This is a genomic window from Saccharothrix luteola (genome assembly GCF_020859565.1).
GTDB lineage: Bacteria > Actinomycetota > Actinomycetes > Mycobacteriales > Pseudonocardiaceae > Actinosynnema > Actinosynnema luteola.
The window spans coordinates 48,412-69,654 of the sequence record NZ_JAJHUO010000038.1 but is presented as its reverse complement, the minus strand read 5'-3'; the positions used below and the strand labels follow the sequence as shown (position 1 = coordinate 69,654).

The following is a 21,243-nucleotide window of genomic DNA, read 5'->3' as shown; positions in this document are numbered from 1 at the left end:
GATGGGCCGGCATCGGCAACCACCTCATCGGGTCACGACTGGGAGTGCGCCCGCCTGTCCGGACGGGTCGACGCGGTGCGCATCCCCAAGGAGTCGTTCCACGCGTTCCGGGTCACGCAGAGCCCCGTCGCGGACATCCACGTCATCGGTCACCGGACCTACCCCGCTGGCACCAGGAAGACCACGTACGTCATGGCCCCCGCCGCCGTCCGCCGGGTCCGGCTCCTGGTCAACGGGACGCAGGTGGGCGAGAGCGGCTCGCCGAGCTCGGACTTCCTCCACACCTTCCCGAACCACCACGGGCACGGCCACCGCACTGCGCCTGACCGCGCACACCGCGCCCGAGGGCCTGCGCGCGGACGGCAGCGACATCGCGTTCTTCGACGTCGAGGCCGTGGACGCGCAAGGCTGCCGGATGCCGACGCACCAGGCCAGGGTCGACTTCACCCCCACCGGGCCCGGACGGTTCCTCGGCGGGTTCAACCCCGGCAAGCCCGGCAGCGTCCACAAGTCCTACGTCGACACCGAAGCCGGGGTCAACCGCGTGTTCGTCAGCGCCTCACGCACCGCCGGCACCCTGCCCCTGCGTGCCACCAGCAGCGGGCTGACCGCGGCCTCGGCCACCACCACCTCCGCCGCCTTCACCACGACGGGAGCCCTGACCACCCGGATGCCCGCCGGCTGCTGACGCGCGCACGCCTGTTCGGCGAACCCTCAGGAGTCCTTCGCAGGTGGCAGACCGGCGCGATCGGGCATCGTCGCGGGGTCCTCCGAGTCACGCCGCGTGAGCACCAGGGGTTCGTCGTCGGTGATGGCGATCGTGTGCTCGGAGTGGGCCGTGCGCGAGCCGTCGGCCGACCGGATCGTCCAGCCGTCCTCGTCGTAGACGATCCGGTCGGTCGTGCGCGTGAACCACGGTTCGAGCGCGAGGGTCAGCCCCGGCCGGAGCTTCAGGCCGCGACCAGCCCGGCCCTTGTTGGACACGTGGAGGTCCTCGTGCATGGTGCGGCCGATGCCGTGGCCGCCGAACTCGGTGTTGACCGGGTAGCCGTAGTCGCGGGCCACCGCCCAGATCGCCGCCGAGATGTCACCCAGGTGGTTGCCCGGACGCGCCACCCGGATCGCCGCCTCCAACGCCTCCTCGGTGGCGCGGATGATCCGCAGGTCCTCCTCGGCGGGGGTGCCGACGATGACCGTGCGCGCCGAGTCGGCCACCCAACCGTCGATGCCGACCGCGAGGTCCGCGCTGAGCACGTCCCCGTCGCGCAGGGTGTAGTCGTGGGGCAGGCCGTGCAGGACGGCGTCGTTGACCGACAGGCAGATGACGTTGCGGAACGGGCCGCTCCCGAACGACGGCGAGTAGTCCCAGTAGCACGACTCGGCCCCGCGCCGTTCGATCATGCCGCGCACGTGGTGCTCCAGGTCCAGCAGGTTGACGCCCACCTCGGCGAGCCGGCCGACCTCGGCGAGCACCTCGGCGACGAAACGCCCGGCCACGTGCATGCGCTGGATCTCCGCCGGCGTCTTCAACTCGATCACGACACAACCTCGCGCCCCGGTGTTGGTATAGTTATACCATCACTGTAGCACTTGCAGGTATAACTATACCAACCCTATCCTGGGCACATGGTCCGCCAACCGCTCACGCCCGAGCAGATCGAAGCCGGCCGGCGCCTCGGCGCCCTGCTGCGCAGCGCGCGAGCGGAACGCGACCCAGGCGAAGTCGCGCACGCGGCCGGCATCTCGCCGGAGACCCTGCGCAAGATCGAGACCGGACGCCTGCCGTCACCCGGGTTCGGCACGATCGTCCGCCTCAGCGAGGCGCTCGACGTGCCGCTGCACGACCTGGCGGCCACCTGGCTCGGCGCCGACCAACCGCTGAAAGCCGTCTCGTAGCCACCTGACCGGGCGGCACTACCGCGGGCGCACGGCCCTGATCCACATGTGCCACGGGATCGGGTCGTTGCCGACCCGCGGTTCCCGCAGGGCCTCGATGAGCAGACCGGAGTCTTCCAAGGCCGTGGTGTAGGCGCTCAGCGGGTGGTTCCACCCCTGGAACTTCATCCGCATCCCGTCCCGCTCGACCTCCTCCTCGAAGCGGTGCCGGCCGAAGTAGGGGCGGTCGAGCACGAACACGCCGTCACGGCGGCTGCCGGTGTTCGTGATCGGGTGCGTGACCGCCAGGCAGAGCCTGCCACCCGGTTCGAGCACCCGGCCGATCTCGGCGACGGTGCCCGGCAGGTCGTCGACGTCCATCAACACGCAGTACGCGATGACGAGGTCGAAACTGTGGTCCGGGAAGGGGAGGTCCGCCGAATCGGCCAGCAGGTACCGCCCCTCGGGGTGAGCCTGTCGCGCCGCGTCCAGCAGGGTGGGCGAGGCGTCGATGCCGGTGACCCGGTGCCCGCGCTCGACGAGGTCGCGGGACACGCGGCCCTCGCCGCAGCCGAGGTCGAGAGTTGCCCGGCCGGCGGGCGGCACCAGCTCGAAGAACGCGTCGCGATAGCGCCAGTACGAGTCGAAGCCCGGTTTTCGCACCCAGGCGGTCCAGTTCCGCGCCTGCTCTTCCCAGTCCTGCCCGGCCGCGGTCAACGCATTGTCGGTCATTGGCCGCAGCCTAACGCGGGCCCGGAACGGGGCAATCGACTTTCCACGGCCACACCCGGGGCGTGCCGGTCTCAGCCGCACGACGGGAGGCGGACGGTGAACACCGCGCCACCCTCCGCCACCCGGCGAGCGACGCCGACCAAGCACGGCCTGGTCACCATCCAGCGCGTGGTCCGTGCCGTGCCGTAAGGAACCCCCGGACCGGCGACACCGCGACCACGGTCGTGCACGGGTCCGCCGCACCGGCCGCCCGGCATGACCCCCGGTGGTGCACCGCTCGGTGATCACCTGCACTATCGGGGCATGCGCAGCTCACTGTTCAACCACGCCGAGCGGTCCGTCGAGCCCGGCAGCTTCCAGTTGCAGAACGAACGCATGCTCAAGGTGGACCTCACCGGCAGCGGCGGGTTCTTCTTCGCCAAGCAGGGGTCGATGGTCGCCTACCAGGGCGATGTCGACTTCGCCTACGAGGGCGCCGGCGGCCTCGGCAAGCTGTTCAAGAAGGCCCTCACCGGTGAGGGCATGTCGTTGATGAAGGTGTCCGGCAGCGGGGACGTGTTCCTCGCCCAGGACGCCGACGAGGTGTTCGTGCTCTACCTGGAGGACGAGGGCGTCACCGTCAACGGCAAGAACGTGCTCGCGTTCGAGAGCACGCTCAAGTGGGACATCAACCGCGTCGAAGGCGCGTCGATGCTCAGCGGCGGCCTGTTCAACACGACGTTCACCGGCACCGGCGCGCTCGCCGTCACCGCTTTCGGCACGCCGGTCGTGCTGAACGTGGACGTGCCCACGTACGTCGACATGCAGTCCTCCGTCCTGTGGTCCACCTCGTTGCAGTCCTCGATCCGCAAGACCGCCAAGCTCGGCGCGGCCATCGGGCGCGGCTCCGGTGAGGCGTACCAGCTCGCGCTGTCCGGGCAGGGCATCGTCGTCGTGCAGGCGTCGGAAGGCCACCCGCCAGTGCCCAAGCAGTGACGCGCACCGCGGCCGGGCCCCACCACGCCCGGCCGCGGTCGACATCGCGGTCCGCCGGCCGGCCTCCGGGAGCCGAGTCGGGTGTCCTTTGTGGACGGCTGCCTGCCGTCCGGCGGTGGGTCGGTGGAGCCGAACGCGGGTAAGGGGCACGCCGGCCGGCCGAACGTTCGCACACGTCCCGGAGATTCGTCGCGGATCGTGGTGCCGAGCCAGTGGCGACGGGTACTTTGACCGGATGGTGACCGTTTCCGGGCTGGCCTTGTACCCGGTCAAGGGGTGTGGCGGTGTCGTCGTGGAGCGGGCCGAGGTCGCCCGGACCGGGCTGGTCCACGATCGGCTGTACGCGCCGGTCGGGGCGGACGGCGGGATCGTCTGGCAGGGCGAGGCGCCGCGACTGGCCGCGGTCCGGGTCCGGCTGCTGCACGACGGCGCGAAGCTGGCGCTGAGCGCGCCCGGCGCCGGCGAGCTGGTGCTGGACATGACCGCGGACGGCACGGCCCGGCCGGTGGACGTGGAGAAGTGGCCCGGCTCCGGCATCGACCAGGGCGACGAGGCGGCGCAGTGGCTGTCCGACGCGGTCGGCAAGGCGGTCCGCCTGGTACGCGAACCGGACCGGGCGAACCGCGCCCGCAACGGCACCGACCCGACCGCCCTGCTGGTCCTCTCGCTGTCCACACTGGACGGCCTGAACGCCCGGATCGCGAGGAAGGGCGCGCAACCGGTGCCGATGGACCGGTTCCGGCCCAACGTCGTGATCAGCGGCTGGCCCGAACCGCACACCGAGGACCGGGTCGCCCGGATGACGATCGGCGACACCGAGATCGGCTTCGGCGAACTGGCCATCCGCTGCGCGGTCACCCTCGTCGACCAGACGACCGGCGTCCGCGTCGGCCCCGAACCGCTGCGCACCCTGGCCGACTACCGCCGCGAGCCCGACGGCGTCAGCTTCGGCCTCAAAGCCGCCGTGCTCACCCCCGGTCACATCACCGTCGGCGACACGGTCACCGTCACCGAGTGGCGCTGACCCGACGACCGAGCCATCCCGGCCTCAGAGCCGCCGGGTGCGGAGCAGCGTCGCGAGCGTCGCGACGAGGGAATCAGCGGTGCGGCGCTGCCCGTGCGGGAACTCGGCCTGCTCCGGTGAGCCGAACCGGACGTCCATTCCGATCCTCGGGAGGTGCATGCCTGCCGTCGCCGCGCGCCAGCTGCTCACCGTGTCACGTGGGCCGACAGCCGCGCTCCCGCTGACCCGCGCGAGTCCCGCGACCCAGTCCACCCGGTCGTCCAGCACGTTCCACAGGCCCGCCAGCACGCCACCGGGCGCGAGGACCCTGGCCATCTCCGGTCCCGCGACGGTCAGGTCGAACCAGTGCAGGGCGTTGCCGGCCAGCACGGCGTCGACCGACGCGTCCGGCAGGGGGATCGCCTCGGCGCTGCCCGCCAGGGCACGGACGTCCGGCAGCGCGCGGCGCAACTCAGTCAGCATCGCCGCGTCCGGCTCGACCGCGACGACTTCGGCGCCGGACGCCACCAGCGCGGCCGTCAGCTTGCCGGTTCCGGCGCCGAGGTCGAGCACCCGGCGGCCGGGCGCGAACTCCACCGCCCACCGCACCGCGGCCCGCGCGTAGTCCGGGCGGTGCTCGGCGTACGCAGTCGCCGCCGTGCCGAACGACGAGCCGAGCAGTGGTCGTTCTCCCACTCCCCCACGCTACCGAAGTGCGGCGGCTAGACGGCCTCCAGGACGAAGAACAGGAAGCAGAGGAACGCCCCCGAGGGGAACTTCGCCAGCTCGTCGGGGAAGAGTTCGCGGGCTTCCGGCGCGGGGTGCGGTTCGCTGATGACGGCGGTGCGGAAGCCGGCCGCGGTGAAGGCGTCGGTCATCGCGTGCAGCGGCCTGTGCCAGCAGGTGAGCACGGCCGACTGGCCGTTGAAGCTGTACTCGCTCGACCACTTGCTGGTCGCGAAGTAGTCGGCTGCGGGATCCGCCAGTTTGATGATGATCGGGTGGTTGACGACCACGATCAGCCGCCCGCCCGGCTTCAGCACGCGCCGCAACTCGGCCAGCGGTCCGGCCCAGTCCTCCAGGTAGTGCAGCACCAGGGCCGCGACGGCGTCGTCGAACGCGGCGTCGGGGTACGGCAGCGGAGCGGTGATGTCGGCGACCCGCAGGTCCGCGTCGTCGCCCAGTCGCCGCCGGGCGAGCTCCACCATCTTGGCGCTGCGGTCGAACCCGGACACGAGGGCGCCCCGGTCGCGCAGCGCCGCGGTCACGGTGCCGGCGCCACAGCCGGCGTCGAGGATCCGCCGCCCGGCCACGTCCCCGGCGAGGTCGAGGACCGCGGGCAGGGTGTAGTGAGCGTTGACGAGGCTGGTCTCGTTCTCCGCCGCGTAGGCCTCGGCGAAGCCGTCGTAGTCGTTCTCCACGGCCACGTCGACAGGACTCTCGGGGTTGGCCGGCATGGACCCCATACTGCCGACTGATCAACCTGGCCGCCACGAGATCGCCGAGCCACTTGCGCAGCCCGGCTAGTGCGTTGACCACATACGTTCGCCGGGTTGGGGACACGCCGGACAAGATCCCCGACGGCGGTTCGTGGTGATCTCATGCTCGGTGGTGACGTAGTCGCCGCCGAGCATGAGGACGGGTCGATGGCCGAGCCGGTCAGAGCACGTCGATTAACCGAGGACGAGGGCCGCCGTCTGCTGAACTACGTGCGGCGCGGCAAGCAGGGCACGATCCGGATGCGCCGGGCGATGATCATCCTGGCGTCGTCGTCCGGGACGCCGGCGCCGTCGATCGCGCGGCTGGTCGCCGCCGACCCGGACACCGTCCGGGACGTGATCCACGACTTCAACACCCGCGGCCTGGCGGCGCTGGACCCTAGCTGGGCGGGAGGCCGTCCCCGCCTGATCGGCCCCGACGACATCGCGTTCGTCGTGGCGACGGCCAAGGCCCGCCCCGCGAGGGCGGGCCTGCCCTTCACCCGGTGGAGTCTGCGCAAACTCGCCGCCCACCTGCACCGCAACCCGCACCGGCGGGTCCGTATCGGTCGGGAACGGCTGCGGCAGGTCCTGCGCGAGCACGGGATCAGCTTCCAACGGACCCGGACCTGGAAGACCTCCAACGACCCCGCTTTCGACGCCAAACTCGACCGCATCGACGAGGTCCTCACCAGGTTCCCGCAGCGCTGCTTCGCCTTCGACCAGTTCGGACCACTCTCGATCCGGCCGCACCACGGCTCCGGCTGGGCACCACGCAAGCACCCCGACCGACTGCCGGCGACCTACCGGCGCACCCACGGCATCCGCTACTTCCACGGCTGCTACTCCATCGGCGACGACAAACTCTGGGGCGTCACCCGCCGCCGCAAGGGCGGCGACCACAGCCTGGCCGCCCTGAAATCGATCCGGGCGGCCAGACCGGACGGCGCACCGATCCACGTGATCATGGACAACCTGTCGGCCAACAAGACCCCGAGAATCCTCGGCTGGGCGGCCGACAACAACGTCGAGATCTGCCTGACCCCGACCTACGCCTCCTGGGCCAACCCGATCGAGCCGCAGTTCGGGCCGCTACGCACCTTCGTCATCGCCAACTCCGTTCATCCCAACCACACGGTGTTGGCCAGTGAGCTGCAACGACACCTCCGCTGGCGCAACGCCAACGCCCGCCACCCCGACGTCCTCGACGCCCAACGCCGCGAACGAGCCCGCATCCGCAGCGAACGCCACCAACGCTGGGGCCGACCACACGCAGCCTGACCAACCCGGCAAACTTAAGTGGTCAGCGCACTAGAGGTAGGAGACGAGCCGCTCGGCCAGCTCCGCCGGGTGGCTGACGGGGACGCAGTGCGGCCCGTCGATCTCGTCCGGTTCCAGGCCGAGCCGCTCGCGCGCGACCCGCCGCTGGAACTCCGGCGGGAAGAACCGGTCGTCCCGGCACAGCAGCACGCGGGTGGGCACGTCCGGCAGCGCGTCCAGTGGCCAGGGCTGGGTGGCCTCGGCGCTGACTTGCGAGCGGCCGTGCGACTGGGCCCGCGCCACGACGTCGGCCGGTACGCCGTTGAAGAACACCTCGGTGTCGTCGAGGCCCTCGGGGTGCTCGAACCCGGTGTTGCCCCACCAGTCACCCGGTACCTCCCCCGGCGCGGGCACCATCCCGGCGAGGAACACCAGGAGCCGCACGGGCAGCCGGGCGCACACCAGCGACGCTGTGAAGCCCCCGTAGGAGTGCCCCACGACGACGAGGTCCCGGCGGTCTCCGACGGCGGCCACGACGGTGTCGGAGAACTCGGCGAACCCCGCCGCGGGGTCGTCGATGGGCAGGTCGGGGGCCACGACGTCGTGCCCGCGCCGGCGCAGCTCGGGTTCGAGGCGCTCGAAGTCCCGACCGCTGCCGCCCCCGCCGTGGATCAACACGAAGGTGCTCATACCGACACCCTGCCATTCCCGGTCGCCGTCCTCCTGAGCAGGGCGGCGCACCACTGGAAGTGGCCGTCGCCGCCGTCGGAGGAGAACAGGTCGTACGTGGTGAGGGCGTACACGGCCTGGTAGAGCTCGAGGGTCTCGACGGGGTGGCCGAGCTCGTCGGCGAACAGTCGGGTGAGGGTGGCGGTGTGGTGGTGGGCGTGTGGTCCGTACATGTCCCAGACAGCGGCGGTGACAGCGGCCTCGAACGCGGGATCGCCGGCGGTGGTGAAGAAGCCGAAGTCGAGGACGGCGGTGGGGCGGCCGGTGTGGTCGACGTGGATGTTGGGCGGGACCAGGTCGCCGTGGACGGCGGTGACGGGTGGGTCGGGCAGGGCGGTGAGGGCGGCGACGACCTGCTCCACCGTGGCGGGCAGGCCCGGGACGTGGGCGGCGAGCAGGTCGCCGTGGCGCCGGGTGGCACGGCGGACGAGGGCGGCGAGCGCGTCGGGGAAGCGCGTGTGCCCCTGCCAGAGCGGCCGGTCGTCGCCCTGGACGGTGAGCTCTCGCATGGCGTCGGTGCCCGGGACGGTGGCGAGGCCGCGCAGGACCGTCAGCAGCGCGGCGGTCTCGGTGGCGGGCAGGTCGCGTTCGGCGGAGGCCGTGACGGGCTCGGAGCGGAAGGGGGTACCGGTCAGCTCGCGCTCGTAGGTGACGAGAACCCCTTCGTGGACCTCGCTGTCGAGGATCTCCGGCGTGGCGAAGGGCAACCGGTGGCGGGCGATGTCCACGTAGACCCGGCGCAAGAGGTCGAGGTCCGCCGGTGGCCGGCCGCTCCACACCTTGGCGACCAGTCCCTCGTCGAGCCGGTAGACGGCACCCTCGACCCCGGCGGCCAGGGGGCGCGGCGCGCGGTGGCCCCGACGGGTGAAGTACGCGACCCACTCGTCGGAGTGACGCTGGTGGTATTCGACCATGAGGGGAGTACACCCGCCCTTCCCCGTGCCCGCACCCGGATTTCGCCGGGCCCCGGTGTCACGAAGCGTCCCCACGCCGAGCCCACCACCGCCCACGCCGTTCCACTCCGGACGGTGAGGGTCGCATCGAGGGCCGGTCGCGAATCCCGTCGACCAAACCGTAGGCGAGGGCTTCCTCCGCGGTGAACCACCTGCCCCGGGCGGCATCCGCGGCGACCTGCTCGACGGACCGACCGGTCTGCGCCGCGACGATGGCCGTCATCTCCTCCGTCACCCGGTCGAGCAGGTCGAGCCGCACCGGGGTCGGGTGGGGTGGGCCGGCCGGCGCCCGCATCATGATCTTGGCGTGGGGTAGCGCGTACCTCTTGCCCGGCGCGCCGTCCGACAGCAGGACCTGGGCGATGCCGACGGCCAAGCCGGCGGCCCAGGTGACCACGTCGGGGCGGATGAGCCGCATCGTGTCGAAGATCGCCATGCCGGCGGTGACCAGGCCACCCGGCGAGTCGATGGAGAAGTGGATGTCCGCGGTCGGATCGGCCTGCTCCATGAGCAGGAGTTGGGCGACGATCCGGTCGGCTTGCGCGTCGTCGACCTCGGAGGTCAGCAGGACCACGCGTTCCCGCAGCAGTCGCCGGGTGTCGCGTCCGCTCAGCATGGCTTCGAGGGGAAGAGCATTCCCTCACCATAGGCAACGACGGACCGGCGGCAGGACCCGTGACCTGAACCTGCCAGACCCCACAGGCAGGACGAAGGGCTGCGGGGACGTCGCCCCGCAGCCCTTCGCCTCCCGTACCCGGTCAGCGGGCGGCGTGCTGGTCCGCCACCTCCGCGTCGGTCAGGGCGCGGTCCACGGCGTGGACCTCGTCGACCGAGCCGTGCCAGAAGTCGCCACGCACGCCGGCGTACTTGGCTCGGCCGATGGCCAACGGCCCGGTGCTCACCTCGTCCGGCCCGATCGGGATCGCCGCCGCACGCGCTCCGTCGACGTACAGGCGCGTCTCGCCCGCCGCCTCGTCGCGCACGCCGACCAGGTGGTACCAGCGGCCGAGCTCCGGCGTGGCGGCCAGCGTGGCACGCCGGCCGCCGGGGACGCTGAACGCCCACCGGCCCTGCCCGTACTGGAGGTAGAACGGGTTCTCCACGCGCCGGCCGTCCTGGCTGACGGCGGTGGCGTAGTTGTCGGGCAGCGAGTCCATCCGCACCCACGCCGACACCGAGTACGAGCCGGTGGTGTCGAGCACCGGTCCGACGGTCTGGGCGTAGTCGCCGTTCCCGTCGAACGTCAGCGCCTGCCCCCGCACGCCGGTCGTCCACGCCGCGTCCCCGGTGAGGGACAACGGGTTCGGCGCGCCGCTCGTGTCGTCGCCGTTGCCGTCCAACGACCAGGAGCCCTTGCCGTCGTACGTGCGCTCGGCCGCCGCGGCGCCGGCGGCGATGACCCGCTTGTTGATCTCGCGCACCGGACCCGGGTCGACCTTGATCTCACGCCGGTCGTAGGTCCACAGGCCGTTCAGCTCGGTCTCCACGTCGGTGATCTGCGTGTAGACCGACCCGGACAGCTCCGCGCCGGCCGCGTCGAGGTAGAACGCCTCGGTGTTCGACACGTACTTGGCGGTCAGCGCGGCCTTGTCGGGCACGCCGCTGTAGATCACGGCCGGCGCGCCGGGCCACTGGTGGCCGGGGGTGCGGAGGGTGAACCCGCCGTGCTCGCCGTCCATCGCGACGCGGGTGGCGTCCGGCCAGGCCGGGTCGGTGTTGTTGTAGTCGTGGTGGTCGATCACGTCACCCTTGCCCGAGTCACCCTTCGACGCGCAGCAGTTGACGCCGCTGTGCGCGTTGACGACCCGGGACGGGTCCGCGGTCTTGACCGACTCGGTGATGCGGCCGGTCTCCTCCCGGTCCCACTCGCCCCAACCCTCGTTGAACACGACCCAGCCGATGACGGCGGGCGAGTCGTGCAGCTGCTCCATGGCGCGCCTGCCCTCGGTGAGGAACGCCTGCTGCCCGGTCACGTCGGTGACGTTGACGTTCACGAAGTCCTGCCACACCAGCAGGCCGAGCTTGTCGGCGTGGTAGTACCAGCGGGCGGGCTCGACCTTGATGTGCTTGCGCAGCGCGTTGAACCCGAGGTCCTTCTGGGCCTTGATGTCCCACGCCAACGCCTCGTCGCTGGGCGCGGTGTTGAGGCCGTCGGGCCAGAAGCCCTGGTCCAGCATGGCCAGCGAGAACACCGGCTCGCCGTTGAGGACGAGCTTCGGGAAGCCGGCGACGTCGCGCACACCGATGGAACGCATGCCGAAGTAGCTCCCGACCTCGTCCCTGCTGCGACCGTCCTCCAGGGTCACGTCCAGGTCGTACAGGTACGGGTCGTCGGGGCTCCACAGGCGCGCGTTCGGCACCGGCAGGGTCAGGTCGGTGTTCGGCGCGCCGGTGACCGTGCCGACCTTCGTGCCCCGCTGGTCGCGGGCGGTGGCGGTGACCTTGGCGTTCGCCGAGGCCGTCGAGGACGACACGCGGACGGTGAGCGTGCCCTTGGCGATGTCCGGCGTGGTCTTCACGTCGTCGATCGCCTTGTCCGGCACGGGCTCCAGCCACACGGTCTGCCAGATCCCCGAGGACGCCGTGTAGACGATGCCGCCCGGGTTGCGGGACTGCTTGCCAATCGGCTGGTTGTCGCCGGTGGTGTCGGTGACCGCGACGATCAGCTCGTGCCTGCCGCCGCCGCGCAGGGCGTCGGTGATGTCGGCGGTGAACGCGGTGTAGCCGCCGGTGTGCTCGGCGACGAGCGTGCCGTCCACCCACACCCTGGCGTGGTGGTCGACCGCGCCGAAGTTGAGCTTGAGCCGCTGCCCCCGGCCGACCCGCCAGTCGCGCGGCACCTCGAACTGGCGGCGGTAGAACATGTGGTCCTCGTGCCGTTCCAGCCCGGAGAGCTGGGACTCCACCGGGAACGGCACGGTGATCCGCTCGGGCAGCCCGCGACCGAACGCGGGCTGCTGCCCCGCCGCGGCGGCGGAGAACTCCCACTGGCCGTTGAGGTTGAGCCACTTGTCCCGCTCCTGCTGGGGACGCGGGTACTCGGGCAGCGGGTTGTCCTTGTCGACCCGCTCGCCCCACTCGGTCCGGAGGCGCCGGGTGGAGGTGTTGGTCGCGCTGCGGATGATCCGGGGCACCGTGTCCGCGCCGACGACCAGGCCGCCCTCGCCGTCGTAGGTGACCCGGACGCGTTGCGGCTTCTGGACGGTCGCGCCGAGCCGCACGACGACCTTGGTGCGGTCGCGGCGGTCGACGGCGGCGGACTCGATCGGGAACGGCACGGTGTCGACCTCGACCTTGAGGTGCGACTCCAGGTCGCCGAGGTGGTGCACCTGCTCGTCGAACGCGGCCTCCAGCCTCCGGCCGTCCGGCGACACGGTGAGGCCGACCGGGTAGACCGGGAAGTCTACCGGCGGGAGGAACGCCGTCTCCGGCACCGGCTGCTTGGCCAGCGTCGGCGTCGACCAGCGCAGCCGCAGGTTCGCGCCGCCGACGTCCTGGAACAGCTCCATCCTGAAGTCGTGCCGCTCGCCCGCGACGAGGTGGACCGGCGCGCTGTGCTGCTCGACGTCCCAGTCGCCGACCCAGTGGTCGATGACCGGCGCGCCGTCGAGGAACAGGCGGAAGCCGTTGTCGCCGACGGCGTGGAAGGTGTAGTCGCCGGTGGCGGGCGCGGTGAGGCTGCCGGTCCAGCGGGCCGTGGTGTGCTCGGTGCGGCCGGTGAGCTGCTGGAACGTGCCGGTCAGGTCGGCGAAGTCGACGTTCGGGTCGAGGGTGGCCCCGCCGGACTCGGCGAAGTCGCGGGCGCCGGGTGCGGACATCCGGAAGTACTCGCCCTTGAGGCCGTGCGCAGGGGGCGCGGCGGCGGTCGCGGTTCCGGTGACGACGGGGATGAGCAGGAGTGCCAAGAGCAGGGCGGACAGCCGTCTGGCGGCAGGGGGCATGGAACTCTCCTCAGGGCTCGACTATGAGGCCCATCACAACGTCGTTCATCTATCCACAAACCCCCGCAGAAGACAACAAGAAAGCCCGCATTTGGGAGCGCTCCCACGACCTGACCACTCAATCCCCCACAAAGGTCCGGACCATCGAGGACCACCAGCACGCCTGATCGACCTCGCCGACCACCACGACGCCGACGCGGACCCCGAAGCCCGTTCCGACCGGACCGCGGGCGAGGTCACCGCGGACATCACCACCCGCCGGCCGACCCGGTCGCCAAGGGCTGGGTCCGCTACGGGCTCGTGCGCGACACCGGTGACGACGGCGGGCCCGTCCCGCAGTACCTCACGCGGGAGACGCCGACCGATCATGCCGCAGTCGCGCGACAGTCCGCGGTGAGCTGAGCGCGCACGGGATCACGCCGGTCACAGCACTAGGCCGCGCACTTCTCCTGGCCCGGGGAAAGGGCAGCACGCACCTCGCGGCTCAGTTCGCCGCTCCGCACGAGCTCGGTCGCCTTCTCCAGGTCCGGGGTCAGGTAGCGGTCGTCGGCCAAGGGCGCGATGTGCCGGCGGACGGCCTGGTGCAGCCGGTCCGTGCCCTTGCCCAACGGGAACGCGGCCATCTTGTCCTTGATCAGGTCGATGCCCTGGGCCGCCATCACCACGTGCACCGCCAGCACCGTCTCCAGGCGGTCGAGGTTGGCGTGCAGGGCGCGGACCGAGGCCATCGCCATCGTGTTGTGGTCCTCCTGCCCGAACTTCGCCGGACGGGACAGCGTGCCGGCGGGCGTGGCCAGCTGCTGCATCTCCGGCACCAGCGCCACCGCGACGGTCTGCACCTGCACCATGCCCGAGTTCAGACCGATCTCTCCCCCGGCGAGGTTGGCCGGCAGGTGGTAGCTCCACTTGTCGGACAGCAGCCGCGCGGACAGCTCCTGCGACAGCACACCGAGGTCGGCGATCTGGGCGTTGAGCGAGTCGACCTCGTGGCCGAGCAGCGCGGCGTCCCAGTTGCCGCCCATGACGAACTCGTAACCGCCGCCCGGCTTGGCGAACACCAGCGGGTTGGACGTGGAGGCGTTGGCCTCGCGCTCGATGTGGCCGCGGGCGTCGGTCAGCCGCTGCCGCAGCGCCCCGACGATGTGCGGGGTGGCGCGCACCGACACGGCGTCCTGGATGCGCGGGCCGTCGTCGCTGATCGCCTTGCGCCCCTCCTCGGTCATCCACCCCGTGCCGCAGATCAACGCCCTGGTGACGCGGGCGGCCTCGACCTCGGCGGGGATGCGCCGCTCGTCGTGGGTCCGGGCGTCGAACGCGCCCTGTTCGGCCCTGGTCGCCTCCAGGAACAACGCGAACGCGCCGTCGTAGGTGTCGACCAGCCGTTCGGCGCGCACCACGGCGTCGACGTACCGGGCGGTGACCACGCTGCTCCCGCTGATCAGCGGCAACGCCTCGCCCTGCGCCAGCTGGAACGTCGGCGCGACGCCCGCCGCGGCGAGGATCTCCGGCGCGGGCGCTTCCCGGCCCTTGAAGCGGGCGGGCGCGGGTTCGCCGGTCAGCACCAGACCCGCCGCGGCCATCGGCTGGAGGTCGCCGGTGCCCAACGACCCGATCTCCGGCATCCGCGGCGTGACGCCGGCGTTGACCAGCTCCAGGATCCGGTCGACGAACTCCGGCCGCACGCCCATCGCGCCGCGGGCCATCGTGTTGGCCCTCAGCACCAGCGCCAACCGCGCCACCCGGTCGTCCAGCGCGGGGCCGACACCGGCGGCGTGCGAGCGCAGCACCCGGCGCTGGAACTCCACCCGGTCGGCCTCGGGCAGCGGCTGGTCCTTCAACGGGCCCAACGCCTGGTTCCACCCGTACACGCGCTGCCCGGCCGCGAGCGCCGCCTCGGCGCCCTGTCGGGTCTTGACCATCTCCTGCCGGGCCTTCAGGCCGAGGCGGACGGTGACGCGGTCGGCCTCGAGCACCTCCACCAACTGCGACCAGGTCAACGAGTCGCCGTCCAGCTCCAGCGCGGGCGCGTGCTGCCGGGTCACCACGTCGGCGGGCGCGGCGGCCGTGCTCGACACCGTGACGGCGCCGACGGCGAGGACGACCAGAAACCGCCACGGGACCTGCATGCGCGCTCCTACCTCGTTCGAGGACCGGGTTCTCGCCGGGGATCCTGGCACCGGGAGCGTTCCTGGGCCGGGCGTGAGCGCGGGAACCGAACGATCGGGTGACGGACGGCCCGAGATCCACCCCCGGGGCGGGCTGGAACGGGTGTGTGCGGTCTGATGGGAAGCGGTCCGGCGGTGCCGACAGCTCGCGCACGATCAGGTCCCGCGGAACATGCACCGGAGCGAGGAGGAGCACGGGTGAGCACCAAGGCCAGCGAGAAGGTTCCGGCCCCTGACGCGTCCCGCGAGGAGGTCTTCGCGTGGAACGCGGCCGTGCTGGAGGAGTACCGGGCGAACGGCGGCCGGGTCGGCGGTGCGATGGCCGGCATGGACCTGCTGCTGCTGACCACGACCGGCGCGCGGTCGGGCAAGCCGAGGAGCATCCTCACGCTCTACTACGGCGACGGCGACCGCTACCTGGTGGTGGCCAGCAACTTCGGCAAGCCGCGCCACCCGGACTGGTACCACAACCTGGTGTCCACCCCCGAGGTCACCGTCGAGGTGGCAGGCGAGCAATTCGCCGCCCACGCGGTCGTCCTCGATGGCGCGGAGCGTGATCAGGCGTTCGACACGGTGGCGGGTCGGTACCCGTTCTACGCGGGCTACCAGGCCGGCGTGACCCGCACGATCCCCGTGGTCGCACTGATCCGCGCCGATCGGGCCTGACACCAATCGATACGCTCCCCGCCACACCTTCTCGTTGCGCAACATCTTCGCTACGGTCGCCCGGGAGCGTTCCCAGGCCAGCGTCGGACCGGATCGTGGAGGAACCCAGGTGCACACCACCCGCTATCGGTCGGCGATCGCCGGCGTGGCCGTCGTCGGCGTCACCGCGGCCCTGACCGCCGCCGCCCTCACCGCGCCCGCCCAAGCGGCCGCCGGCTGCCGGGTCGCCTACCAGGTGACCAACCAGTGGTCGGGTGGTTTCGGCGCGAACGTGAGCGTCACCAACCTCGGCGACCCGGTCCCGAGCTGGCGGTTGACGTGGTCGTTCGCCGCCGGTCAGAAGGTCACCCAGCTCTGGAACGGCACGGCGAGCCAATCCGGCGCGCGGGTCCAGGTCGACAGCCTGAGCTGGAACAGCCGCCTCGGCACGGGCGCGAGCGCCGGGTTCGGCTTCAACGGCTCGTGGACCGGCTCGAACCCGGCGCCCACCGACTTCGCGCTCAACGGCACCCCGTGCACCGGGACCACCGTCACGTCGACCACCACCACAACGACCACAACAACAACGACCACCACCACGCCGCCGGTGTCCGACATCCTCGGCCGGACGCACACCGTCGGCCGCGTCCGCGCCACCGCGGACACCGCGCGGTACACGTGGCCCGGCATCTACTTCGAGAGCCGCTTCCGCGGCACCGGTGTCGGCATCGTGCTCAACGACGCCGCCAACGACTACGACGTACAGGTCGACGGGCGGACCGTCGCCTCGCTGGTCACGCCCGGCCGGGTCACCCGGTGGATCAACGGGCTGACCGACGCCGAGCACACCGTCCGGCTCGTCAAGCGCACCGAGAGCGCCTGGGCAAGCGGCGAGTTCGGCGGGTTCCTGCCCGCCGCCGGTGGCGAGATCCTCGCCAAGCCCGCCGCGCGCACCCGCCAGGTCGAGTTCATCGGCGACTCGCTGACCGCCGGCTACGGCAACACCTCCACCACGCGTGACTGCTCGGCCAATGGCGGCGTCGACCGCAACACGAACACCGACCTCGCGTTCGGCCCCCTCGCCGCCCGCGCCCTCGGCGCCGACTACCAGGTCAACGCCCACTCCGGCCGCGGCATGGTCCGCAACTACAACGGCGGCGACCCGGACACCACCTTCCGCACCTACTACGACCGCGGCCTGCAGAACGTGCCCGGCGACGTGTGGCGCAACCCCGACACGTGGCGGCCCCAGCTCGTCGTCGTCGGCCTGGGCACCAACGACTTCTCCACCGCGATCAACCCCGGCGAGCCGTGGACCCAGGAGAGCCTGACCGCCGCCTACCGGACCGCGTACCTGGGCTTCCTCGACAAGCTCCGCACCCAGTACGGCCCCGACACCGTCATCGTGGTCAGCGCCACGAACCTGTTCGCCGACACCGCGCGGCAGGTCGTCACCACGCGCAACGCGGGCGGCGACGACCTGGTCCGCTTCTGGAACTACGACGACCCGCGCCTGGACCGGCTCGGCTGCGACTGGCACTTCTCGCTCAACGACCACCGGCTCATCAGCACCCTGCTCGCCGACTACATCACCACCCTCCCGCTCGACTGGTGACCGGCGCGGTCAGGGGCGGAAGACGGTCAGCGTGGTCGGGCCGGTGAGGCTGGCGATCCCGGTGCCCGCGCACTGCAGGACGTCCGGTGTCACCAGCACGGCCACCTGTTCCGCGCTCGCGCCCGCGAACGTGCCGCCGGTGATCAGGCCCGTGTTGGTGATCACGGCCTGGCCGGCGACGTCGCTGACCGTCCAGTTGTAGGCGAACGTCGTCGGCGCGGCCAGCGGGTTGCTCCACGTGTACGTGCGCGACGCCGCGCCGGCGGTGAGCAGCGTCGCGCACGACACGGTGTCGGTGAACACCTGGCCGTAGGACCCGCTCGGTGCGAGCAGGTTCGTGCAGGTGGGGAAGACCCCGGTGAGGTTGCCGCGCACGACCTGCGGCGTGTTCGTGATGGGCGGGTCGTAGGTGACCGCCCACGTTCCGACGCAAACCTGCTCCACGGCCACCGCGTTGGCCGCGCCGGTCGTGGCGACCACGCTCCCGGCCACCATGAGCACCAACGCCAATAACATGCCCGACTTCCTTGCCATGACACCCAACCCTTCCTCGGTGACGCCCTACTCGCAGCCGATGCCGTCCTTGTCGTTCCCGTCCAGCCGGTACACATCCGGACCAACGACCGTGACCGGTCCGCTCACGTACTCGGGCCCATTGCCGGATCCGCCCTCGCAGTCGACGTCTTCGGCGATCGGCACGCATGGCGTGTAACTGGGGTGGCAGCCCTGGTTCGGTGGCGGTGGCGGTGGCGGTGGCGCCTGCGGCTCCGGGTTGGGCTGCGGCTCCGGGTTGGGCTGCGGTGCCGGTTCGGCGGTCGTCGTTGTGGTGGTTGTTGTTGTCGTGGTGGTGGTCGTAGTCGTGGGCGGCACGGTGGTTGTCGGCGGCACGGTGGTTGTTGTGCTGGGCGTGGTCGTGCTCAGCGTGGCAGCAGAGTCCGTTGTGGATGGTTGCTCCTCGGCGAAGGTCCCGATGACGACGATCAGGAACACCACCGCCCCGGCGGCGATCCACATCGGACGGCGGGACTTCCGCTTCGACGGAGGGGCGGAGGTCGCCGGCGGCTCGACGGCCGACGGGTCGCGCGGCAGGTGGACCACGACCTCGTGACCGTGCTCGCCAACGCGGATCACCGCCTCGCAGCCCGGTTTCCCACCAGCGTCGATCACCTGGCCCATGAGGTCCGCGTAACGCCGTGACATCAGGTACGTCAGCTCGCCGACCCGCCGGCCGTCCAACCTGACTTCGATGGCGTACTGACCCTGGTACTTGCCCGAGTCGATCGTGCACCACGCCAGTTCGACCACCACGCGCCACGTCCCGCCCGGCGCGACGGGGTACCTCGCCAGCCACTCCTGGTGGTCCTGCTCGCCGGTGACCACGACCGGCACCTCGGCCTTCAGCATGACCAGGCCTGCTGCAGGGTCCTCCATGAGGCACCCCCTAACACCGGACGGACGTGTACGCATGTCATCGGCGCGGCTCTGACCACCGTTACCGCCGAGCAAGAGTAACTGAACACTCACCAGTCCAAACACCCCACGCTCTCAGCATCCCTTGACAGAAAGCCCTTCTGCACGATGAGCTGTGAGCGTAGTGAGTGACTAACCAATCACCTACCTGGAGCCGTCATGAGCGCCCCTGCCCTCGAACGCCGAACGTCCTCCCCGGCCACAGCCCTGACCGCCTCCGCGGTGCTGGCGGTGGCGAACGCGATCACCTTCCTGGTCCTCGCCGGCCGGCCCAACCCGGGCATGGCGGCTCTCTCGGTCCTCCCCCTGGCGGCCGCCGCACTGCTGTGGCGACGGGTCCAGGTCGCGCCGGTCGTGACGATCGCCGTGGCGGCCCTGGTCGTGTTCATCCGGCCGGTCGACCTGGCGTTCGACCTGGTCCGCCCCGGTGACGTGCTGCCGTTCGCGGTCGCGGCGGTCCTCGTCACGGCTGCCGGGGTGGCGATCGTCTCGTCGCTGGTCCTGGTGTTGCGACCGAGCACCGGCACCGGTGAGCGGCTCGTCGGCCTTGGCGGTGGCACGGCCGTCGGGGTGGCGTTGGCGGCGACCTTGCTGGTGGTGTGGCCGCAGTCCGACGACACCGGCTCGCTCACCGACGAGCAGCTCGCCGCGCTGCCGACCGTGGACATGACGAACTTCAAGTTCTCCCCCGCCCAGCTGCGCGTCGGTCGAGGTCAGCCGGTGGCGTTCAAGTTCACCAACGACACCGACGACAACCACACGTTCACGATCACCGAGCTGGGCGTCGACATCGAGGTGCCCAGTGGCCGGACCCGGATCGCCGTCGTGGACGCCCGACCGGGCCAGTACGCGGTGCACTGCGCGGCCGGCGACCACCAGGAGAAGGGCATGGTCGGCCGGTTGACCGTCACCGAGGACGCGCTGACGTCCACCGCCGCGCCCGAGACGTCCTCCGGGGCGCACCACCATGGCTGAGCGGAAGGTCTCCCGTCGGACCGCGCTGATCGCGGGCGGCCTGACCGCCGGAGCGCTCGTCGCGGGCGGTGTGCCGCTCCTGCGCGCCACCCTCGCCGCGCCCGCCGACGGCCCGGCGCTGCCCCGGCACCCCACCCTGCCGTTGCACGCGGGCGAGGACGGCGTGCTGCGCGGCGAACTGGTCGCCACCGCGTCCGGGAACTCCGTGCGCTACAACGGTTCCGCGCCCGGCCCGCTGGTCAAGCTCCGCGAAGGCGACCGGGTCCGGCTCGGGTTCCGCAACGACCTCGACGCCGACAGCAGCCTCCACCTGCACGGCCTGCCGCTCGCACCGGCGGTGGACGCACCGCTGACCCACCTGTCCCCCGGCGCGACGAGCACGCAGGAGTTCGCCGTGCCCGAAGGCGTGGCCGGCACCTACTGGTACCACCCGCACGCCCACGGCGACGTCGAACGGCAGCTGCTCGCGGGCCTGGCCGGACCGATCGTCGTCACGGGCGCGACCGACGAACTGCTGAAGGCGTGCGACGACCGGCTGCTCATGTTCACCCGCACCGGCCGGGACATCAGCGTCAACGGCACCGTGCGGCCCGTGTTCGTACCCACCAGCGGCCGGACCCGACTACGCCTGCTCAACGCCACCGCCGGCGATCACCTGCTGGTCGGCGTGCTGCGATCAGGCGACCGCACCCCGGTGCACCTGGTCGCGACCGACGGCGGTTTCGTCGCCGAGCCGGTCGAGCTGACCGAAGTCCTGCTGGCGCCCGGCGAACGCGCCGAGGTGCTGGTGGACACCACCGTCGCCGGTCGCCTGGAGCTCACCGCGCTGCCGTACTCGGTCTACGGCGAGGGCGGCGCCGCGAGCACCGCGTTCCGCCTGGCCGCGCTGCACGTGCCAGCGGGCCTGCCTCCCGTCGCCCTGCCCGCACGGCTGCGCGACGTGGAGGCGCTGGACGAGGCGAAAGCCGCGCGCCGCCGCCGGATCGTGTTCGGCGGCACCGGAACCGACCACTTCACGCTGGACGGCAAGACCTTCGACCACCACCGCGTGGACCTGGAGGCCCGCCTGGACACGCTGGAGGTCTGGGACGTCGTCAACGACCACACCACCGACCACCCGTTCCACCTGCACAGCTACTCGTTCCAGGTCCTGTCCCGCGACGGCGCTCCCGAACCCCGGCGAGCCTGGCGCGACACCGTCAACGTCCCACCGGGCGGCACGGTCACGATCGCCGTCCCGTTCCGCGGCGAACCGGGCCGCACGGTCTACCACTGCCACATCGCCTCCCACGAAGACCTGGGCATGATGGGCGTGCTGGAGGTCGTCCGGTGACCACCCCCAGCGGTGGGGGCGTGTGCGGATGACCGGGTCGGCGGATGGTGGCCGTGCGCCGTGAACGGGAGCGTTGCGGTTACAAACCTGGGGA

General features: G+C 71.5%; 20 protein-coding genes. 9 read left to right on the top strand and 11 right to left on the bottom strand.

What is annotated here, in order from left to right; translation table 11 throughout:
* Position 1 precedes the first annotated feature (1 nt).
* On the top strand, positions 2-688 hold the full coding sequence (locus tag LNK82_RS39880) for a hypothetical protein (protein ID WP_230572056.1): 687 nt from the start codon (positions 2-4) through the stop codon (positions 686-688).
* Between the two features lie 26 nt (positions 689-714).
* On the opposite strand, the gene map is transcribed toward LNK82_RS39880, so the two are convergent.
* The gene (map, locus tag LNK82_RS39875) at positions 715-1,539 is read right to left on the bottom strand and encodes a type I methionyl aminopeptidase (protein WP_230572055.1); all 825 of its coding nucleotides are present in this window, start codon (positions 1,537-1,539) and stop codon (positions 715-717) included.
* An 87-nt stretch (positions 1,540-1,626) separates the two neighbouring features.
* Between map and LNK82_RS39870 the strand changes: the two genes are divergently transcribed.
* On the top strand, positions 1,627-1,896 hold the full coding sequence (locus LNK82_RS39870; RefSeq protein ID WP_230572054.1) for a helix-turn-helix transcriptional regulator: 270 nt from the start codon (positions 1,627-1,629) through the stop codon (positions 1,894-1,896).
* Positions 1,897-1,914: 18 nt separating this feature from the next.
* Here the strand turns inward: LNK82_RS39870 and LNK82_RS39865 are convergent, their stop codons facing one another.
* The gene (locus tag LNK82_RS39865; RefSeq protein WP_230572053.1) at positions 1,915-2,607 is read right to left on the bottom strand and encodes a class I SAM-dependent methyltransferase; all 693 of its coding nucleotides are present in this window, start codon (positions 2,605-2,607) and stop codon (positions 1,915-1,917) included.
* Between the two features lie 303 nt (positions 2,608-2,910).
* On the opposite strand from LNK82_RS39865, the gene LNK82_RS39860 reads away from it, so the two are divergent.
* Together LNK82_RS39860 and LNK82_RS39855 are read left to right on the top strand one after the other, a co-directional pair.
* The gene (locus LNK82_RS39860; protein ID WP_230572052.1) at positions 2,911-3,582 is read left to right on the top strand and encodes an AIM24 family protein; all 672 of its coding nucleotides are present in this window, start codon (positions 2,911-2,913) and stop codon (positions 3,580-3,582) included.
* 235 nt (positions 3,583-3,817) lie between these two features.
* Positions 3,818-4,606, top strand: coding sequence for an MOSC domain-containing protein (locus LNK82_RS39855; protein ID WP_230572051.1), 789 nt, complete (start codon positions 3,818-3,820; stop codon positions 4,604-4,606).
* 24 nt (positions 4,607-4,630) lie between these two features.
* On the opposite strand, the gene LNK82_RS39850 is transcribed toward LNK82_RS39855, so the two are convergent.
* Positions 4,631-5,281 (bottom strand): class I SAM-dependent methyltransferase, encoded by a 651-nt coding sequence (locus LNK82_RS39850; RefSeq protein ID WP_230572050.1) that lies wholly within the window; start codon positions 5,279-5,281, stop codon positions 4,631-4,633.
* Positions 5,282-5,307: 26 nt separating this feature from the next.
* On the bottom strand, positions 5,308-6,042 hold the full coding sequence (locus LNK82_RS39845) for a class I SAM-dependent methyltransferase (protein WP_230572049.1): 735 nt from the start codon (positions 6,040-6,042) through the stop codon (positions 5,308-5,310).
* A 189-nt stretch (positions 6,043-6,231) separates the two neighbouring features.
* On the opposite strand from LNK82_RS39845, the gene LNK82_RS39840 reads away from it, so the two are divergent.
* Positions 6,232-7,344: an IS630 family transposase gene (locus LNK82_RS39840; protein ID WP_308257467.1), complete on the top strand. Its 1,113-nt coding sequence runs from the start codon at positions 6,232-6,234 to the stop codon at positions 7,342-7,344.
* A gap of 30 nt (positions 7,345-7,374) precedes the next feature.
* On the opposite strand, the gene LNK82_RS39835 is transcribed toward LNK82_RS39840, so the two are convergent.
* The 5 genes from LNK82_RS39835 to LNK82_RS39815 form a co-directional block, all read right to left on the bottom strand.
* The gene (locus LNK82_RS39835) at positions 7,375-8,013 is read right to left on the bottom strand and encodes an alpha/beta fold hydrolase (protein WP_230572047.1); all 639 of its coding nucleotides are present in this window, start codon (positions 8,011-8,013) and stop codon (positions 7,375-7,377) included.
* Positions 8,010-8,966: a phosphotransferase family protein gene (locus LNK82_RS39830; RefSeq protein ID WP_230572046.1), complete on the bottom strand. Its 957-nt coding sequence runs from the start codon at positions 8,964-8,966 to the stop codon at positions 8,010-8,012. Before LNK82_RS39830 ends, LNK82_RS39835 begins: the two co-directional genes overlap by 4 nt.
* 58 nt (positions 8,967-9,024) lie before the next feature.
* Positions 9,025-9,621, bottom strand: coding sequence for a ClpP family protease (locus tag LNK82_RS39825; protein ID WP_230572045.1), 597 nt, complete (start codon positions 9,619-9,621; stop codon positions 9,025-9,027).
* A gap of 142 nt (positions 9,622-9,763) precedes the next feature.
* The gene (locus tag LNK82_RS39820) at positions 9,764-12,946 is read right to left on the bottom strand and encodes a LamG-like jellyroll fold domain-containing protein (RefSeq protein ID WP_230572044.1); all 3,183 of its coding nucleotides are present in this window, start codon (positions 12,944-12,946) and stop codon (positions 9,764-9,766) included.
* Between the two features lie 431 nt (positions 12,947-13,377).
* The gene (locus LNK82_RS39815; protein ID WP_230572043.1) at positions 13,378-15,072 is read right to left on the bottom strand and encodes an HAL/PAL/TAL family ammonia-lyase; all 1,695 of its coding nucleotides are present in this window, start codon (positions 15,070-15,072) and stop codon (positions 13,378-13,380) included.
* 237 nt (positions 15,073-15,309) lie between these two features.
* On the opposite strand from LNK82_RS39815, the gene LNK82_RS39810 reads away from it, so the two are divergent.
* The gene (locus LNK82_RS39810) at positions 15,310-15,777 is read left to right on the top strand and encodes a nitroreductase family deazaflavin-dependent oxidoreductase (protein ID WP_230572042.1); all 468 of its coding nucleotides are present in this window, start codon (positions 15,310-15,312) and stop codon (positions 15,775-15,777) included.
* A 109-nt stretch (positions 15,778-15,886) separates the two neighbouring features.
* On the top strand, positions 15,887-17,371 hold the full coding sequence (locus LNK82_RS39805; RefSeq protein WP_230572041.1) for a cellulose binding domain-containing protein: 1,485 nt from the start codon (positions 15,887-15,889) through the stop codon (positions 17,369-17,371).
* 9 nt (positions 17,372-17,380) lie between these two features.
* Here LNK82_RS39805 and LNK82_RS39800 read toward each other — a convergent pair whose 3' ends face one another.
* Together LNK82_RS39800 and LNK82_RS39795 are read right to left on the bottom strand one after the other, a co-directional pair.
* Complete coding sequence (locus LNK82_RS39800) at positions 17,381-17,905, bottom strand: hypothetical protein (protein WP_230572040.1); 525 nt, start codon at positions 17,903-17,905, stop codon at positions 17,381-17,383.
* Positions 17,906-17,932: 27 nt separating this feature from the next.
* Positions 17,933-18,802, bottom strand: a complete 870-nt coding sequence (locus LNK82_RS39795; RefSeq protein ID WP_230572039.1) for a hypothetical protein — start codon at positions 18,800-18,802, stop codon at positions 17,933-17,935.
* Positions 18,803-19,000: 198 nt separating this feature from the next.
* On the opposite strand from LNK82_RS39795, the gene LNK82_RS39790 reads away from it, so the two are divergent.
* Entirely contained in the window at positions 19,001-19,816 is an 816-nt protein-coding gene (locus tag LNK82_RS39790; RefSeq protein ID WP_230572038.1) for a cupredoxin domain-containing protein, read from the top strand.
* The gene (locus LNK82_RS39785) at positions 19,809-21,149 is read left to right on the top strand and encodes a multicopper oxidase family protein (RefSeq protein WP_230572037.1); all 1,341 of its coding nucleotides are present in this window, start codon (positions 19,809-19,811) and stop codon (positions 21,147-21,149) included. The genes LNK82_RS39790 and LNK82_RS39785 overlap by 8 nt, the downstream gene beginning before the upstream one ends.
* Positions 21,150-21,243 lie beyond the last annotated feature (94 nt).

Excerpts from the sequence above, each read along its gene's own strand:
- LNK82_RS39825 (WP_230572045.1), bottom strand. The coding sequence starts at position 9,621 with ATGCTGAGCGGACGCGACACCCGGCGACTGCTGCGGGAACGCGTGGTC.
- LNK82_RS39835 (WP_230572047.1), bottom strand. The coding sequence starts at position 8,013 with ATGAGCACCTTCGTGTTGATCCACGGCGGGGGCGGCAGCGGTCGGGAC.
- LNK82_RS39865 (WP_230572053.1), bottom strand. The coding sequence starts at position 2,607 with ATGACCGACAATGCGTTGACCGCGGCCGGGCAGGACTGGGAAGAGCAG.
- LNK82_RS39870 (WP_230572054.1), top strand. The coding sequence starts at position 1,627 with ATGGTCCGCCAACCGCTCACGCCCGAGCAGATCGAAGCCGGCCGGCGC.
- LNK82_RS39790 (WP_230572038.1), top strand. The coding sequence starts at position 19,001 with ATGAGCGCCCCTGCCCTCGAACGCCGAACGTCCTCCCCGGCCACAGCC.
- LNK82_RS39785 (WP_230572037.1), top strand. The coding sequence starts at position 19,809 with ATGGCTGAGCGGAAGGTCTCCCGTCGGACCGCGCTGATCGCGGGCGGC.
- LNK82_RS39840 (WP_308257467.1), top strand. The coding sequence starts at position 6,232 with ATGGCCGAGCCGGTCAGAGCACGTCGATTAACCGAGGACGAGGGCCGC.
- LNK82_RS39845 (WP_230572049.1), bottom strand. The coding sequence starts at position 6,042 with ATGCCGGCCAACCCCGAGAGTCCTGTCGACGTGGCCGTGGAGAACGAC.
- LNK82_RS39795 (WP_230572039.1), bottom strand. The coding sequence starts at position 18,802 with ATGGAGGACCCTGCAGCAGGCCTGGTCATGCTGAAGGCCGAGGTGCCG.
- LNK82_RS39820 (WP_230572044.1), bottom strand. The coding sequence starts at position 12,946 with ATGCCCCCTGCCGCCAGACGGCTGTCCGCCCTGCTCTTGGCACTCCTG.
- LNK82_RS39830 (WP_230572046.1), bottom strand. The coding sequence starts at position 8,966 with ATGGTCGAATACCACCAGCGTCACTCCGACGAGTGGGTCGCGTACTTC.
- LNK82_RS39800 (WP_230572040.1), bottom strand. The coding sequence starts at position 17,905 with ATGGCAAGGAAGTCGGGCATGTTATTGGCGTTGGTGCTCATGGTGGCC.
- LNK82_RS39815 (WP_230572043.1), bottom strand. The coding sequence starts at position 15,072 with ATGCAGGTCCCGTGGCGGTTTCTGGTCGTCCTCGCCGTCGGCGCCGTC.
- LNK82_RS39855 (WP_230572051.1), top strand. The coding sequence starts at position 3,818 with ATGGTGACCGTTTCCGGGCTGGCCTTGTACCCGGTCAAGGGGTGTGGC.
- LNK82_RS39860 (WP_230572052.1), top strand. The coding sequence starts at position 2,911 with ATGCGCAGCTCACTGTTCAACCACGCCGAGCGGTCCGTCGAGCCCGGC.
- LNK82_RS39880 (WP_230572056.1), top strand. The coding sequence starts at position 2 with ATGGGCCGGCATCGGCAACCACCTCATCGGGTCACGACTGGGAGTGCG.